Raw genomic sequence first — 16,816 nt, 5'->3', positions numbered from 1 at the left:
GCAATTGATTTACCACTTCCAGCGCCCTCGCCAGTTTCTTTCTGGCAAATGAGGCGGATTCACCGCAATCGGTTCATCGGCTAATATCGCCTCCGTAAAGCGGAGCTGCTGTTGCCACATCTCTTCCCCTAATTCGTTGATGACTTCCTGTCTCGCCGCTAACCAATTGAAATCACGATGTTCCACGTTATGGGCATCGGAGGCGACGATGTGACTCAGCCCGTTACTGATGAACGTGAGTGCGAGTTCCCGTATCTGTCTCCCGAACTGTCCTGTCAAACTGCTTGTTGTCACTTGGGACAACGCACCCGACGATACGAGATGATGCAATTTTTCTGGATGGAGTGCAAACTCACGATTCCGCTCCGGATGCGCGATGACCGGAACGTATCCAGCCGCCTGTAGTTGAAAGAATAAGGACTCCGTATAAGCTGGTAGACTTTGACTCGGCAGTTCCACGAGGACATATCGTGACCCAGCGAGCGAATGTGCCTCTCCGGACTCCAACGCTTCGACCATTTCTCCAAAAATTCGAATCTCTTGTCCAACATACAAGGTCAAGGGGATCTGTTCATCATCGAGTCGTTGTTGTAGATGCGCGACTTCTTTCGTGATGTCATGATGCTCCGTCTCGAAGTACGGATGATACGCGTGTGGGGTCACGACAATCGACGTCACCCCTTCTTCGACTGCACGCCTTGCGAGTTGAAGGGACGCTTCCATCGTGCGTGGTCCGTCATCTACTTCAGGCAACAAATGACAATGTACATCAATCATGAGTGTTCACTCTCCATTGTGTGATTGTTTTAGCCAAACGTATTCATACGGGCGAAGCGTTACATTTGTCATCCATTCTTCTGTAAAGAGACTCGTCCCTTCACAATCCGTCTGCACCGTCTCTTCACTCATATTCGTCAATAACAGTAGGGTCTCCTCTTGATGCGTTCGCTTAACAGCGAAAACGCGCCGATCGAGATTTAGGACCTCTTGACCAATGTAAGGGGACAAGGCAGGGTGGAGTCGTTTCACATTCAATTGGCTCAATATCCCTTCATAAACACGAAGTCGATCCGGATCGCGTTTCAATGCTCGGACGAGATCTTCCTGTTCAACCGGTTGTGACACCCCAAATAAAGTTCGGTAATCAATCAACGGAATCCCTTGAAGCGACAACAATACACTGTGGGCTGCGAGAATCACATCTGGGTTAGTGTCCATCAGATTTTTCTCAAACGGATCACGTTCCGCCGAAGAGAGGAAGTTGAAATAGGTTTGATCGGCTCTCAGCGGATGCACCTGACTCGCCCAATCGGTCAATCGTGTCACATTGGCCTGCGCAAACGCTAAAATGACATGACTGGATAAGTCGAAATGACAGACGACGTCCGCCTCTTCCTCAAAGTTTAGGACTGAATCGACACGTTCATTGGCAACGATGAGCTGTGCATTCGGCTTATACGTATGCATAATCGTACGCCACAGTTTGAGGATGTGTTTGACTCGTTCCGGTTCTATTCCGCGAAACGACTCGACATGGACACGGATTTTCGTCGCTCCATACGCCAGACGTTCAATCAGTTCATCTGTTACGGTGACAAGGTCGAGTTGTGACTCATTCCATGCTTCAGGCGTCATCTCGTAAATCAAATCGAACTCATCGGTGAAACGTCCTAAGTCTTCGAACAATTGCACCCGCGAGTCGATGGCTGTGTCCTGTTGTTTCGTTTGATACGGAAACAGGGAGACGAGATAGAGATCACTCACCGTTGTTTGGACATGATCGGCTAACCATTGATGGAGAGCCTCGAGGTTCGCTCGTCCGTCAGTCAGGATAAAACCGGCATCCACCAACAAGACGTTTGTTTTTTCAGAAGGGCGTTCATGGTCGTGCCAACGATGATCCGACCACTTTTCAAACAACCGTTCCCACTTTTCTTGCGAGGTCTCCCCGAGTTCGTGGAGTACCTCTTCAATCGTTTCCCATTTCATGACTCATCCCTCCTTGGCATCTCTTTATTTCTCCCACTTTCCGTTTCATTTGAAACACAAAAAAACTGTCCGACTTGGGTCAGACAGTTTACTCCATCAATCGTTTCAACTCTTCCTGAACGCCATTCAACGAAGAAGATTCTGGATTCCAATAATAGATGCCGTCCCCCTCTAATCCGCCCGCACCCTCAAGCCGTAAGACACTCGCGTTACGGAACGCGTTCATATAGTCCGTCGACAAAGAGACGAATTCATTGAGCTCGATATTCGTCTTCGCCTGATCGCCGACCACCTCGAGTAACGCGGTGACCTTGTCGAGTGAGAAATCCGTCCGCCCTTTTTCGATGATGGCGGCGACGACATCACGCTGACGTTCTTGACGTCCGAAGTCACCGTTTGGATCGTTATAGCGCATCCGGGTGTAATCGAGTGCCGCTTCTCCGTCTAACGTCACCTCACCAACGGGAAACGTGTAATCTTCTGTCGAGAACGCAAATTTATTCATAACGGTAATGCCTCCGAGTGCATCCACGACGTCGCTGAATGCCTCCATATCCGTTTCGATGACATAATCGATTGGGATGTCGAGGAAATTCTCGACCGTATTCATTGCCATTTCGGCCCCACCGAACGCATAGGCATGATTGATCTTATCACGTGTCCCTTTCCCGACGATTTCAGTCATTGTATCCCGGGGAATCGAGAGCATCGCTCCTTCATCAAGTTCCGGATTGAGTGTCAGCACGATGATTGAGTCACTCCTTCCCTGTTCGGTTCCGCGTCGGTCAATCCCAAGCAAGAGAATGGAAACAGACTCTTTGCGTTCAATGGTCTCGACCTGCTTGCGCTCTTTGCTGATTTTCAAGTTGTCATTCACTTGTGCGACGGTGTCATCGACTTCTTTTACCATTGACCAGACGAACGCGCCACCCGTGATGAGCACCAAGGCCATGACGCCTGCTACAATCCCTAGTACGATTTTCCACTTTGATGGTTTACGATGTTTCGCCATGTGGCCACACCTTCTTCCGTGAAATAGTACTAGTTTATTCCCATGCCACGGGTTGTTTTAAAGCATGTTCACAAAGAATAATCACGATATCCCTTTTTTTGTTACGGGAAATGGGTCCGGATCGGTTGACGGGTCATATGGTAGGGCCAGGCTGCATTGATTTCTGCCCCGATCAGCATCGTCGCCGCCGTCAGATAGAGCCAAATCTGTAGCAGGATGACCGCACCGATCGTGCCATACGTATCCCCGAGAATCGAGAAACGTTCGACATAGACGCTGTATCCGGTCGACAGCAATTGCCACGAGATGACCGCAAACACGGCTCCGGGAAGTGTTTCGATGAAGCGCACTCGCTGTTGTGGCGCGATTTTATAAAAGAGCGAGAACGCCATGATCAAGATGAGCGTCGAGACCGTATAGCGCGTCAGAGTCGACAAGCGGTCGAATTCTTCAACTTTTGGATAGAGGGCATAAATCAGTTCGACAAACTCTTGACCGAATAGATGAAACACAATCAAGATGACCGCCCCGATACTCCCTGCTAAAATCACGAGCAACCCGATCAACCGTCGGAAGATATAGCCACGCGCTTCAGTCTCCCCATATGCGAACACCGTCAGCTTGACGAGTCGTGCCGTCCCGTTCGAAGCGGACCAAAACGCGATGATGGCACTGACCGATAACAGTCCGCCGTTCAAGTTTCCGCTCACATCATAGACGATGGATAACAGCTCACGCACACTTGAACCGGGAATGAGCGTTTCAATCTGCTCGATGAGAAGCGCGTCATCGATTTGAAACCATGCCATCACGGCGAAGAGGACGACAAACGTCGGAAAGATGGCTAAAAACCAAAAAAACGCCAGTGTGGCACTATAATCGTTAATATGATGGTCTTTGAATCGATGCCTGACGTCCACGGCCAGTCGAAACATACTTTCAAACATCGCCACCCTCCTCTCATCACTTCTGCTCTTATATATCATTCTACATCTCGGGCAACCTGTCCTTTTGAGCAATCGTTATTTCGGGTATGCCCTATAGAGGACTAAATCTTACAAATGGGGTGGAACGAATGGAAATCGGTATGATCGGACTTGGTAAAATGGGCCTCAATTTGGCTCTGAATTTGACAGACAATGGGCATCGTGTCGTCGGGTATGACCCGGGAAACGTATCGACGAGTCAATTTGAGACGAAAGACTCTTTGCAGGAAGTCGTTTCCACGCTTCAGGCCCCTCGCGTCGTCTGGGTGATGGTGCCAGCGGGTGACGTGACCGAGCACGTCTTGAACGACTTGCACCATCTTCTCTCGCCGGGTGACATCGTCATCGATGGAGGAAACTCGAACTACAAGGAGTCAATGCGACGTTCCGAGCACTTTAAAGAAAAACTAATCTATTTCTTCGATGTCGGGACGAGTGGTGGGATGGAAGGTGCCCGTCACGGAGCGTGTACGATGATTGGAGGCGACTTGGAAGCGTTCGGAAAAATCGAACAGCTCTTCCAAGACGTCTCGACCGACCAGGGCTATTTGTACGCAGGACCGAGCGGAAGTGGTCACTTTTTGAAGATGGTGCATAACGGGATTGAGTATGGGATGATGCAGGCGATTGCCGAAGGCTTTGAAGTGCTCGAGAAGAGTCCGTTCGACTATGAATATGAAGATGTCGCACGCGTTTGGAATCACGGGTCGGTCATTCGCTCATGGCTCATGGAACTGACGGAGAGCGCCTTCTCGAAAGATGCGAAGCTCGATGACATCCGTGGGGTCATGCATGCGTCCGGTGAAGGCAAGTGGACGGTCGAGACGGCACTCGAGTACGACGTCCCGACGCCCGTCATCGCGCTCTCCCTCATGATGCGTCAACGCTCGCTTCAAGACGATACGTTCTCAGGTAAAGTTGTTGCGGCATTACGAAATGAGTTTGGTGGGCATGCGGTGGAGAAGAAAGAGTAAATCATCAAGGTCTCGACCAACATCGGTCGAGACCTTGATTCATTCCATCGTATTCCCTTCTGCCGGAATGGGATGGTTTTTAAGCATTCTCGCAAAATGAACGAGGTTATATGCCATCGTCTTGCCATGAGACTTCGTGAATTCATTTTCTCGTCCAGCATCGAGGTACGAGTCACCCGGTCCCGCTTCCCCGACCCAATACGTATCGACGTTCGGCGGCACGGTGAAACCGATGTGGGACAATCCATATAGAATCGAAGCACAGGCGTGTTTCGCCCCGTCCTCATTCCCCGTGACGACGACTCCTCCGACCTTGTTGTAGTAGATCGCCTGTCCCGATTTATTCGTCAGCCCGCTACCGCCGTATAGACGTTCAATCACTTGGGTGGCAACGCTACTCTTCTCCCCGAGCCAGAGTGGTGTCCCGATCACGACAATGTTCGCGGCCTTCACTTTTTCAAAAATCTGTGGCCACTCGTCCCCATCCCCTTCATCTTCCGTCACACCGAACGTGACGTTGTAATCGACGATTCGAACAATCTCAGATTCAACATCGAGCACATCGAAGTGCGGGATGATATCACGAATCAACCCTTCCGTATGCGACGTCATGTCGCCACCTTTTAACGTACAGTTCAAAAACAAGGCTTTCATTCGACCCCTCCTAAGTAAAATGATGTTCCATTAGGTGTTCCCGTTCACCATCCTTTCTAATACAAAAAGAGACGGTCATCGTGTGATGACCGCCTACTTCATGGAACTTATTCACTGTACCCTTTCGGATTATTCGATTGCCAACGCCAGGCGTCCCGACACATCGCTTCGATGTCATGTCGTACCTCCCAGCCGAGAATGGCCTTCGACTTTTGCGGGTCAGCAAAAATCGCCGCGACATCTCCGTCTCGCTTACCCGTGATTTGATAAGGAATCGTCTGTCCGCTCTCCTGTTGGAACGTTTGAAGCAAATCGAGGACGCTGTATCCTTTCCCGGTCCTGAGGTTGAACGCCTCCACTCCCACGTGTTTCCCCACATACTCCAACGCCTTCAAATGACCAAGCGCCAAATCCACGACATGGATATAGTCGCGCACGCCTGTCCCGTCATGCGTCGGATAGTCATCTCCGAACACTTGAAGTTCTTTCAGACGTCCGGCTGCGACTTGTGTGATGTATGGCATCAAGTTGTTCGGGACATCAAACGGATCTTCTCTGATCGTCCCGGAGTCGTGAGCGCCAATCGGATTGAAACAGCGAAGAATCGCAATCGACCACGATGAATCGGCCGTATAGAGGTCGCGCAACATCTCTTCGATCATCAGCTTCGTTCGTCCATACGGATTGGTCGCACTGAGTGGGAACGATTCATCGACCGGTGATGTGGTCGGGATTCCGTAAACGGTCGCCGATGAACTGAAGACGATGCGTTTGATCCCATATTGGTCCATCATCCGCAATAAGACGAGCGTCCCGGCCACGTTGTTGTCATAGTAGTGAAGTGGTTGACTGACGGATTCGCCGACTGCCTTTAGACCGGCAAAGTGAACGACCGCATGAATCGAGTGCGTCGAGAAGATTTCATCGAGCAATTCCTGATCTCGAATATCGCCTACGTATAAGGTGACCGTCTTCCCCGTCAGGATCTCGATTCGCTGAATTGCCTCTTGTCGGCTGTTGGACAGGTTATCCAAAATAATGACCTCGTATCCTGCCTCAAGTAATTGAACGGTCGTGTGTGTCCCGATGTACCCCGCGCCACCTGTCACAAAAATTGTTTTCATGTGCTTCACCCCATTTTCTAAAAGTCCATCTGCAGCGATTGTTAAGCCGAGCGGTCATTGAGCCAGTCTCCGACACGACGGAACGTATCCGTCCGTGGAGGTGTTTCGTTTCGGCTAAACGTATGATAATCAATTTCGGACACGTATCGAATCAAGCGAATGAGCGAGAAGGCGAACGCAATGGTGCAGCCAATCGCAAAACTAAGACCGTAACTGTCAGGACCGAGCGGTAACAAGAAGAACGTCAACCCGGCATTCATCGTGATGAAGAGGGCCGATGTATACGCCGCTCCCCGATGGTCTTCAAAATAGAGCAGGACGAGCGTGAGAACGAGCACCATGGCGTTTGAACAGGCACCAATCGTCGTCATTTGAAAGACATCTCGAATCTCAGGTGACAGACCGAGGAGTGAGAACAAAACGGCCGCGAACAGGATGAAAAGAAGCGAAACGAGTCCTTGGTTTCGGAACAGGCGCTGCAACTCCTATCGTAAGACAAGGAGCATGGCCGCTTTCGAACGTTGAATCTGTTGGTACGTCCCACCTTCGTTCACGTATCCATAAAACACGCGATACCGCTCATAAAAACGCGTCTCGACCGACACAACGAATATCGTCATCGTCGGAATTATCGTCAAATAAGAGAGGAAGATGGCTGCGTCATAGATCGGATGATAGCGGAATGTGTCGAGGTGGACACTCCCTCCTTCCGCGAACCAGATGATCCATGTGCCGACCCAGATGCCGATGTTATAGAGGAAACTGGTCCAAAAGAGTGCCGGATAGCGGTCAAAATAACGGTAGAACGAGAATTGACCGACCGTACTCCGGTTCGGGAACGTAAGGAGCATCGACGCGAACAATCCGAACAGTGTGACGACGAGCCCGAGCGTCATACTTGCCGTTAAGGCGAAACTCTTCATGAAAGACTCCGTCAAATACGACATCAAGAACTGATCCGTGATGATGATTGCGGCGACGGCAACGATCCCACTGGCGACAAAGCTATATGCAACCGCCTGATAGAATTTCGCCGCACTGAGGAACAAAAAGTGTACCCAAATCAAGTTGACCGTCATGAACAAAACGAATGCTACAGCGTTCAGCAACGCCGGGAGTTCGGAGAACGAGAGGAAGACGGCGAACAACACCGAGGCGATGGCGACGGTCGTCTTCATCATCCCGATGAACGCCGGGAACAGCATCGATAGCGTCTGCACCATCAAGCCTCGTGAGTTCTTATCCGTCAACGACGTCGTATTCCAAAACATCACTTCTCCTTTCCCATAAGGAGATTGCCATAGAATCGGTTCGTTTTTGGCAGAAATGAGGACGTCCGCTTCCTCTTTCAGTTCGACGTCAGCGATGCTGTGGACGAACAACCCTGAGTCTTGAGGCAAGTCGACGTACCCAGGGAAAATTTCTTGTTCAAAAATCAACCCGTTGATTCCATCTTTAAAGTCCCCGAAATCATCGACACCGACCAGTTCAGCCCATTTGGCATCGATGAAACGCCCGGCGATGTAGAGTCGTCCGCCGTCCTCGACGAACCGTTTGATCGTCTCATACGGCCACTTGTCCGTATTCTCACCGCTCAAGACGAGTACGGAATAAGCTGACGGACGTAGCGTCTCAATTTCCTCTCTCGAAATCTTCGTGTACGGTAATTTTGCATAATCTAACGCAGACGTGAGGTTGTTCAAGATCGACGTCGAGAGTTCGTCATCATTTTGATGAATATAAATCTGCAACGCCTCACCTGAAAGCGCACGCTCTTCACCTGCGACAATGTCAAACGTTCGTGCCTCGTGTTTCTCATTCGGGATCAAGCGATGGCCGTAATCAAGTCGTAAAAACTGAACGACCACAATCGTTAAGACCAAAATGGAGAACAAGGCGGCAATATAGCCATAAATTGATTTTTTCACTGTGTCACACCTTCTAACCTCTCTAAAATAAAGCGGCGCTCTTCCGGAATGTCCTGCGGCGCCACCGCCTCGCTCATCCGATTGAGAAGCGGACGCAAGGCGGACCAGTCACCGCTCGTCATATGATGTTCGATCAACATGAAATAACCGTCGGGATGCGATGCATGATGACGTGTCAGTGCATCAGCCAACTGTACCCCGGTATCGACATCTCCACGTTTAAAGGCGAGTCGGGCTGCAGCCTGTAAATAAGTGAAGTCCGTCGAATCGATTTGTCCGAGCTGCTCCAAATAGTCATGGAATTTTGCCATCGTCCGAAGTTTTGACGTCTCATCGAGCAATCCGCTATCGATGAACTGCTCATACGTGTCGACCAATCGATAGTACGAATCGATCTGTTCCGGATTCAGCTGCATCTCTTTTTGTTTAATGCTCAATTCGAAACGATCAAACAACGTGTTTCGGACCGTCGCCGCGTAATGGACCGTCTCACTGTCCTCATGTTCAAGCCCCGCATCCAAATAAGGTTCCATGTTGGCGAGCGGCGTCGACATGAGTTGGGCCATCGACTGCTTGCGACGCGTGCCATCCATCAACATCGCATCCGCAAGCGGCACCGTATCAAGATCTTCCTTCGCCTGTTGCTGCAAACGCTCGAGGTTGATCGTATCGAACTGGATATATTCATCGTAATCGAGCAACGTCTTCTCCGAAGCGAAACGACGTGCGACCTGGTAACTTACAAACCCAAGTATTTCGCCAATGATCGGGAGAAATGCGCTCATCCAACAGATCATCAATAGACTCCCGCGCTCGTTCTCGTCCATCCGCGGGGCGATGATCCGGTACGCCATATAGAGACAGATCGTATGGATGATCAAGAATAACCAAATCCACACTGTCATCGTTTTTGCCCACCTTTTACTAAGAATGTCTGCTCCATCCGCTCTTTGAACCGGTCCGCAAATTCTTGCGGCGTACCCGGCAGTAGAAAATGTAGCGTCTCGGACTCGGCATCATAACCGATCACATCGATTTCACGCATCGATTGACGTAAAATCAATTCCATCTCGATGAGCGATAGATTGACATGATCGACCCGAAGCGCGACCGTGCTGTACGGCTGATCGTACTGTTCATGGCGAGCCGCTTGGAGCTTCACTTTCTCGTCGAAACCTGCCATTTGATAAATTTGAGTCCCTTCGACAAACTCGTGTTGGGTCAACATGAGTTCCATCGCCCGCGCTTTCTCGATCCGTGTCCCCGCCCAATCCAACACGAGTTGCATCATGTTCATCTCGTAGCTTCGTAACCGCGTCAGGTCGAGTTCTTGAACGATGACGACTTCTCGGATCGCACCGTCATAACGAATCGGGGCCGCAAGGAGCGGGTCCGATGATCCATAGTGACCGAGGATATCAATACACATCGAGAGGGTTCAAACGCATGGTAGAAGATGCGGGGCTGACCCACAGCATGTCCCGGGTCGGACGTTGTCTCGACAACGCCCCGATCGAGGGCTTTTGGGGTACCCTGAAAGTCGAGATGTACTACCTGCGTGAGTTCCAGGTCTATAGCGAACTCACGTCGGCCATCGAGGCCTACATATCGTTCTACAACCATGACCGTTTCCAGAAACGGCTAAACGGCTTGAGCCCTGTCGAATACAGGTCTCAAGCCGCCTAGTTTGGTTTTCATTATTTGCCCTGTCTACTTGACGGGGAGCAGTTCACAATCAGGAGGGTTTTTTTAATGGGTATTATCTCACTCAAACGTACGGTAGCGATGTGTTGTGCGTTCATCGTCGGGATGTCCTTGTTGACACCGGCAACGGCTAGCGCCACAACTGGCAATCCGTTAGCAGACGTGGCGTCGTATAAAATTTATTACGATGCTCCGACCAAGTCGAAGATCAAGAAGATGCAACGCTATGACCTCATGATCATTGAGCCTGTCTATTACACAGCTGCTCAAATCAAAGAGCTCAAAAAGTACGGGACGAAAGTATACGGCTACATCAACACGATGGAAGCCGATAACTGGGACACGGACTTCATCAATCAATTGAATGAATCCGACTTTTTCCATCGAAACGGGGAACGCGTTCACTACGCGGAATGGGACTCCTATTTGACCGATATCACGTCCTCTCATTATCAAGCGATCCTTGTCGCTGAAGTGAAGAAACAAATTGTCGATAAAGGGCTTGACGGAGTGTTTTTAGATACGGTCGGTAACATCGATAACGAGCACTCGGAACAGCCTGACGTCCTAGCGGCCCAGCGTGACGGCATGAGCCAGTTCATGGGTACGCTAAATGAGTTGTATCCATCGCTGTCATTGATTCAAAATTGGGGATTCGGTACATTGAAGAGCCATACATACCGTTACGTAGACGGTATCATGTGGGAGAGTTTTAATTATAATGTCGTCTCGAAAGATCAATGGTCGAAAAACCGAATCCAAGAACTGCGTACACTCGATACAACGCACAACATTAAGACGCTTACTGTTTCATCGGCTCAACAAGCAAAAAATAAAGCATTTGCAAAAGAAAATGGTTTTATCCATTTTCATGCAAACTCTTCACTAGATTATAACAATTTCTAAAGTATGATAATAGATTTTATTTCTTGATGCAATAGTCATTTGAACGACGTGTAACGTATATGCTACGCTTGCCAGTCCTGTTCAAGAATTCCAAATTAAGTAAAGCAAAGAGGCAATCACTTCGACATCAGTCGGGGCGATTGCCTCTTCTTTTTTGCGTGCAGCCTGTTTATGTTGCTAAAACGACTCCGTTCAAGCGTGATTATGACCATCATCGCGGTGTTTCTGTCGCCTGATGGCTTTCTCGGAGCACAAGTTCGCTCGCAAGTGTGACGACCTTACCAATCTCCCTACCACCTACACGCTCGAGCAAAAGCGTGACCGCTTCTTCTCCCATCGTTTCCGTGTGAATTCGCACCGTGGACAATCGAGGTGATACATATTTTGACACACTGATATCATTGATACTGATGACCGCGACATCTGTTGGCACATTGTATCCCGATTCTTGAAGCGCCCGCAGTGCACCGATCGCAAGCGTGTCGCTCGCAATGAAAAAGGCATCTGGTAGCGCATCTTTGACGAGGTCTCGCATCATCTGATAGCCATCTTCTGAGGAAAACGCCCCCGTCCGATGCCATTTTTTATCGTAACGTTTCCGTTCTTTCATATACTCGACATACGTGACTTCTCGAGGATCGACGAACGTCTCCGCCTGATCTTTCGACGATTCGCGTCCTCCGATAAATCCGATCGTCTCGATTCCAATCGATTCAAAGTAAAACAAGACTTTCTCCGTCGCGCGTCTCAAATCCGTCATCACAACATCGATTGCCTCATCTTTTGGATCATAATCGACGAAGACCAAATGAGGTTGCAACTGTTTCAAGTAATCAACTTCTTGTCGACTGTATTTCCCAATGACAATGGCCCCATCAAATTCGCTCAAATCGTGTTGGGCAATTTCGGGAAACGTCATCTTTTGAAGCTGGATCTGTTGATGACGACAACCACTCTCGACGCCATGGCGAATCGCCATATAATACAAGTCATTCAGCTCTTCTTCATCCGTCAGCCAGTAAATCATTGCAAATGAACGGGCCTTCCCTTTTTTCGTACCTTTTTTCCGATAATCCAACGCTTCAGCGACTTCAAAGATCCGTTGTTTCGTCTCCTGTGTCACCGAGAGCGTCGGATCCATATTCAGAACGCGTGAAACCGTCGCAATCGAAACGTTCGCCCGTTTGGCGATATCTTTAATGGTAGCCATTTTACTCACTTCCTATTCTATCTTCCATTTAACGATATATTAGACGCAAATTCAATCGTCAGCCAATACGTCACATGCCTCACACCATAAATAAGACGCCAACCGAAACCGGTCGACGTCTCCCTTCTCAACGCGTCGCTTTAAAGACGTGTGAAGCATAACGGTCGAGTTCAACTGTCCCAGTATGTTTCACTCCCGTCACAAGGTCTTCCATCTCATAAGGTAGCTCAATTGTTTGGCGTGACTCCGTAAAGTTCAGCACAAAGATATAATCCGTATCCTCAGCACGTCGGACTTGTACCGAAACGCCTCCCCGATGCTTGATTGCGACCGGACGATCAATGTTCAATTCATCGAGCAACCGTCCATAAAACGTACGATGGAACGCCTGATCCATCCGGGCACCGATATAGTAGGTGTCCCCTTTTCCGTGCGTATGTTTCGTCACAGCAGCAGTACCTGCATAAAATTCATCTTCGTATACCGCAAGCGACTGAGCTGTCTCGATCCGGAGTGGCGTCGCATAATCTTTCAATTCGAATCGGCTTTCCCCGTAACGGACAGACTGTCGTTCCGAAGGGTAAAGTGTGTCCGTCTCAAGCGGCGTGACGCCAAACGTATTCTGCAGTGGCGTCAACCAACCATTTGGGTGCACGAGATCATGACGATCAACAAGACCAGACATGTACGTCATCACGATCGTCCCACCATCTCGTACAAATTGTTCGAATCGTTCAGCGAGCGATTCTTCCATCAAATAGAGCATCGGAACGACAAGTAACTGGTACGATGAAAAATCATGTTCTTTTGTAATGACATCGACAGGGATATCTTGTTCCCAGAACGTACGATAGTGCTCTTGAAGTGTTTGTGGGTAACGTTTCGAATCAAGACCGAATCCTTGTGCGTCATCGAGCGCCCAGTTACTCTCCCAATCATAAAATAGGGCGACCTCGGCCGGACGAACCGATCCGACAACCTCTTGTATTTTTTCAAGTGTCACACCGACTTCACTCACCTCTTTGAAGACGCGGTTGTCTGGACTGTTATCGTGGTCGACAACAGCGCCATGGAACTTCTCCGAAGAACCACGTGATTTGCGCCACTGGAAGTAGAGCACGCTATCCGAACCGTGGGCGAGCATTTGCAGCGACGATAATTTATGCATGCCCGGACGTTTCGCTTTATTGACCGGATGCCAGTTCACCGCACTCGGCGTCGATTCCATAAGTAGGAACGGCTGTTGTTTCAAACTCCGGTAAAGGTCGTTGATCATGCCGACCTTCATCGCTAAATTAGCCGTCGACTCCCAATCGTTATGCCACGCTGGGTATGCGTCCCAGCTGATGACATCGACATGTTTCGCAAATTCGCTATAATCAAGCGATTGAAACGGGATCAGGTCGAACGTATCGGCCATAAAGTTCGTCGTGATCGGGATGTTTGGCGTCCGTTCACGTAGCGGGACGATCTCATGTTTATAAAAATCAATCGTCTGATGCGTCACAAATCGTTTCCAATCTAAATTCATACCATGGACGGCACTCTCACCGATCGGGGATGGCGATTCAATTTGCGACCACTCTGTATACGTATGACTCCAGAACGGCCCCCACCAAGAATCATTCAGTTCTTTCAATGAACTGTACTGGTCTTGGAGCCACGTCCGAAATGCATCTTGGCATAAGTCACAGTGACAATCTCCACCGTATTCGTTCGAGATGTGCCACATGATGAGAGCCGGATGATCTCCGTACCGTTCAGCGAGCAAACGGTTCATCTGTTGTGTCTTCTCACGATATACCGGCGACGTGAAGCAATGGTTATGTCGCGCACCGTGTAGCTGCTTCACCCGACTCGAATTCGTACGTAGTACTTCAGGGTACTTCGCAGACATCCACGTCGGACGGGCCCCACTCGGCGTTGCGAGGATCACGTGTCCACCGATTGACGCGATCCGTTCAATGACGTCGTCAAGCCATTCAAACTGGTAGACCCCTTCTTCCGGCTCGAGACAATGCCATGCAAAAATACCGATTGAGAACGTATTCGTATGCGCGAGTCGCATCAGGCGAACGTCATCATCTAAGATTCCTGGCTGATCAAGCCACTGATCCGGGTTATAGTCGCCCCCGTGTAAGAAGCGCTTCGCTTTCGTCGTGTAGATCCGTTCATAAGTTGCCATTGTCGTTTCCCTTCCTTCTCTCTATCTTATTTATCACGTTCTCTTTATCCCTTCGTTCCGCCTGTCGTTAATCCTGCTACGAAATGTTTCTGCAGCATAACGAAAATAACAGCAACTGGAATACTAATTAAAATCGCACCGGCCGCAAACGTCGTATAACTCGCCCCCATCACATCATTGACGAGATTGTAGAGCCCGATCGGTAGCGTATAGGCATCTTGCGTCCGAAGAATCGTCGAGGACAATACAAAGTCGCCGAGTGGTCCGGTAAAACCGTTCATTGCGACGACGGCGAGCATCGGACGACAGAGCGGCATCAAAATTTGTAAGAAGATCCGTGTGTTCGACGCACCGTCAAGCTTCGCACTCTCGTCAAGGTCAATCGGGATCGAGTCCATATACCCTTTCATCAAATACGTGTTCATCGGGATTTGTCCCCCGATGTACAGCATGATTAGAAGCCAATGGCTATTCATCATCCCTAACATCTGAGCGAGAACGAACAATGCAATCAACGCCGAGAACTGAGGAATCATTTGTAAAAGTAAAAACAAAGTGAGCGCGCGTTGCCGCCCTTTGAAACGGAAGCGAGAAAAGGCATACGCTGTGAATGAGACACTCACCAACGTTCCGAGCATCGTGAAAACGCTGATTTTCAACGAATTCATATACCAGTTGACGTATTGCAAGTTCTCTTTTCCAGCAAACAACTCTCGATAATGGTCGAGCGTTGGATTTTTCGGAATGAGCGATGTACTGACAAGGCTATTTCCCGGGTTAAAACTGGCCCCGATCGTCCAAAGAAGTGGATAGACGATGATGGCGACGACCGATAGCAAGAGTGCGTACGATAGAAAAATTCGTAGGTTGAATTTCTTCATGGCCATCATTTCCCTTCCTTAAATGAGTTTGTTTTTCTAAATTGCCATAGCGCGATCGAGATGACGAAAATCGACAGCAAAATCGTCAAGGCTGCCGCAAGCGCGTATTGGCCGGATTGCATCGTTAACTTGTAAATCCAAGAGACCAAGATGTCGGTACCACCGGCATTCGAACCCGGTACAGCCGGACCGCCTCCATTAAATAAGTAGATGATATTGAAGTTGTTAAAGTTAAAGGTGAATTGCGTAATGATGATCGGAGCCATCGCAATCATGATCATCGGCATCGTAATATGACGGAACTTTTTGAACGCTGATGCTCCATCAATCGTGGCCGCCTCATACAAATCTTGAGGAATCGATTGCAAGACACCGGTCGTCACGATGAAAACGTAAGGAAAACCGAGCCACCCCTGCATAAACACCAATGCCACTTTCGTCCATCCGGCAGACGTCAACCATGGAATCGGATCGATGCCAAACGTGGCGAGAATATCGTTATTGATCGCCCCAAAACTATCGTTAAATAGTCCAGCGAAGACGAGGATCGTCACGAACCCTGGAACAGCCCACGGTAAGACGAAAAACGTACGAATCGTCTTTTTAAAGCGGATCTCTTTTTGGTTGACGACGACCGCAAGAAAAATCCCTAAGGAAACTTGTAACGTCGACGCGAGCACCGTCCAAATGACCGTCCACGACAACACGTCGAGGAACGTCGATCGCCAAATGTCGACCGTGAAGATTTGGGCGAATGTATCAAATCCGACCCAATCTGCCAAATTCGCTGGAGGCGAATGATAGAGATCGTAGTTCGTAAATGCCAACGCGAAACTGAATAAGATCGGGAAGATGACAGCAAAAATTAGAATAAATAGCGATGGTGCGCTGATCAAATACGGATATCCTGCATCCTTCATCGCAAGATAATCTTGTCGGAGCGAGCCGAGTGAGAAGCCCTCGTCTCGTCTTTGTCCATTTCGATAAGCGTCTCGTAGATTGAATCCGTAAAAGGCCACACCGAATAGCAACACGATGATTGCAATGATTCCTTCTGCGAGTAAGAAAATCGAATTATCCCGCGGGACCTCGGTACCGAGCGTCACAATGCCCCATAACCCCATATTCAATAAATCAACGAATACGACTGCGTACGCAATCGTAATGATTAAAAATAGTCCACCCTTTAGCCACTGACGATTATATAGCTGTCCGAGACCAGGTATGATCGACAAAAGTGTACTCAGTTGACGATGTTGCACA

General features: G+C 49.2%; 14 protein-coding genes and 2 pseudogenes. 3 read left to right on the top strand and 13 right to left on the bottom strand.

Annotation, left to right across the window (positions count from 1 at the left end):
* Positions 1-9: 9 nt before the first annotated feature.
* From IRJ25_RS01885 to IRJ25_RS01870, 4 genes are all read right to left on the bottom strand, one after another.
* On the bottom strand, positions 10-777 hold the full coding sequence (locus IRJ25_RS01885; RefSeq protein ID WP_269317644.1) for a tyrosine-protein phosphatase: 768 nt from the start codon (positions 775-777) through the stop codon (positions 10-12).
* A gap of 6 nt (positions 778-783) precedes the next feature.
* Positions 784-1,989, bottom strand: coding sequence for a hypothetical protein (locus IRJ25_RS01880; protein WP_078147577.1), 1,206 nt, complete (start codon positions 1,987-1,989; stop codon positions 784-786).
* 88 nt (positions 1,990-2,077) lie between these two features.
* The gene (locus IRJ25_RS01875) at positions 2,078-3,001 is read right to left on the bottom strand and encodes an LCP family glycopolymer transferase (protein ID WP_269317643.1); all 924 of its coding nucleotides are present in this window, start codon (positions 2,999-3,001) and stop codon (positions 2,078-2,080) included.
* Between the two features lie 101 nt (positions 3,002-3,102).
* Entirely contained in the window at positions 3,103-3,948 is an 846-nt protein-coding gene (locus IRJ25_RS01870) for a YihY/virulence factor BrkB family protein (protein WP_269317642.1), read from the bottom strand.
* A gap of 128 nt (positions 3,949-4,076) precedes the next feature.
* Here IRJ25_RS01870 and gnd point away from each other — a divergent pair, with 128 nt between their 5' ends.
* Positions 4,077-4,961, top strand: coding sequence for a phosphogluconate dehydrogenase (NAD(+)-dependent, decarboxylating) (gnd, locus tag IRJ25_RS01865; RefSeq protein ID WP_441316657.1), 885 nt, complete (start codon positions 4,077-4,079; stop codon positions 4,959-4,961).
* A 39-nt stretch (positions 4,962-5,000) separates the two neighbouring features.
* On the opposite strand, the gene IRJ25_RS01860 is transcribed toward gnd, so the two are convergent.
* From IRJ25_RS01860 to IRJ25_RS01840, 5 genes and pseudogenes are all read right to left on the bottom strand, one after another.
* Positions 5,001-5,615 (bottom strand): flavodoxin family protein, encoded by a 615-nt coding sequence (locus IRJ25_RS01860; RefSeq protein ID WP_269317640.1) that lies wholly within the window; start codon positions 5,613-5,615, stop codon positions 5,001-5,003.
* A 107-nt stretch (positions 5,616-5,722) separates the two neighbouring features.
* Positions 5,723-6,739: a UDP-glucose 4-epimerase GalE gene (gene galE, locus IRJ25_RS01855; RefSeq protein ID WP_269317639.1), complete on the bottom strand. Its 1,017-nt coding sequence runs from the start codon at positions 6,737-6,739 to the stop codon at positions 5,723-5,725.
* Positions 6,740-6,780: 41 nt separating this feature from the next.
* Positions 6,781-8,607: pseudogene (gene pelG / locus IRJ25_RS01850) on the bottom strand (exopolysaccharide Pel transporter PelG).
* A gap of 56 nt (positions 8,608-8,663) precedes the next feature.
* Complete coding sequence (locus tag IRJ25_RS01845) at positions 8,664-9,572, bottom strand: tetratricopeptide repeat protein (protein ID WP_269317638.1); 909 nt, start codon at positions 9,570-9,572, stop codon at positions 8,664-8,666.
* A complete protein-coding gene (locus tag IRJ25_RS01840) occupies positions 9,569-10,096 on the bottom strand; it encodes a hypothetical protein (protein WP_269317637.1) in 528 nt (175 codons plus the stop codon). The genes IRJ25_RS01845 and IRJ25_RS01840 overlap by 4 nt, the downstream gene beginning before the upstream one ends.
* Here IRJ25_RS01840 and IRJ25_RS01835 point away from each other — a divergent pair.
* Both IRJ25_RS01835 and IRJ25_RS01830 read left to right on the top strand, forming a co-directional pair.
* Positions 10,051-10,353, top strand: a pseudogene (locus IRJ25_RS01835) (transposase); the annotation flags it as partial. The gene IRJ25_RS01840 and the pseudogene IRJ25_RS01835 overlap by 46 nt on opposite strands.
* Positions 10,354-10,419: 66 nt before the next feature.
* Complete coding sequence (locus tag IRJ25_RS01830; RefSeq protein ID WP_078147586.1) at positions 10,420-11,277, top strand: endo alpha-1,4 polygalactosaminidase; 858 nt, start codon at positions 10,420-10,422, stop codon at positions 11,275-11,277.
* Positions 11,278-11,488: 211 nt separating this feature from the next.
* Here the strand turns inward: IRJ25_RS01830 and IRJ25_RS01825 are convergent, their stop codons facing one another.
* The 4 genes from IRJ25_RS01825 to IRJ25_RS01810 all read right to left on the bottom strand — a co-directional run bounded on the left by IRJ25_RS01825 (position 11,489) and on the right by IRJ25_RS01810 (position 16,815).
* Positions 11,489-12,487, bottom strand: coding sequence for a LacI family DNA-binding transcriptional regulator (locus IRJ25_RS01825; protein WP_078147587.1), 999 nt, complete (start codon positions 12,485-12,487; stop codon positions 11,489-11,491).
* Positions 12,488-12,614: 127 nt separating this feature from the next.
* Positions 12,615-14,672, bottom strand: coding sequence for a beta-galactosidase (locus IRJ25_RS01820; protein WP_269317636.1), 2,058 nt, complete (start codon positions 14,670-14,672; stop codon positions 12,615-12,617).
* A gap of 44 nt (positions 14,673-14,716) precedes the next feature.
* Positions 14,717-15,562 (bottom strand): sugar ABC transporter permease, encoded by an 846-nt coding sequence (locus IRJ25_RS01815; RefSeq protein WP_143404791.1) that lies wholly within the window; start codon positions 15,560-15,562, stop codon positions 14,717-14,719.
* Complete coding sequence (locus tag IRJ25_RS01810; protein ID WP_078147590.1) at positions 15,559-16,815, bottom strand: sugar ABC transporter permease; 1,257 nt, start codon at positions 16,813-16,815, stop codon at positions 15,559-15,561. The genes IRJ25_RS01815 and IRJ25_RS01810 overlap by 4 nt, the downstream gene beginning before the upstream one ends.
* Between the last annotated feature and the right edge of the window lies 1 nt (position 16,816).

The sequence above is a fragment of the Exiguobacterium sp. KJ 601 genome, from assembly GCF_027161185.1.
In the GTDB taxonomy this organism is placed as follows: Bacteria; Bacillota; Bacilli; order Exiguobacteriales; family Exiguobacteriaceae; genus Exiguobacterium; species Exiguobacterium profundum.
Note: the sequence above shows the minus strand (reverse complement) of the source record. Positions and strands in the feature narration are given on the sequence as shown.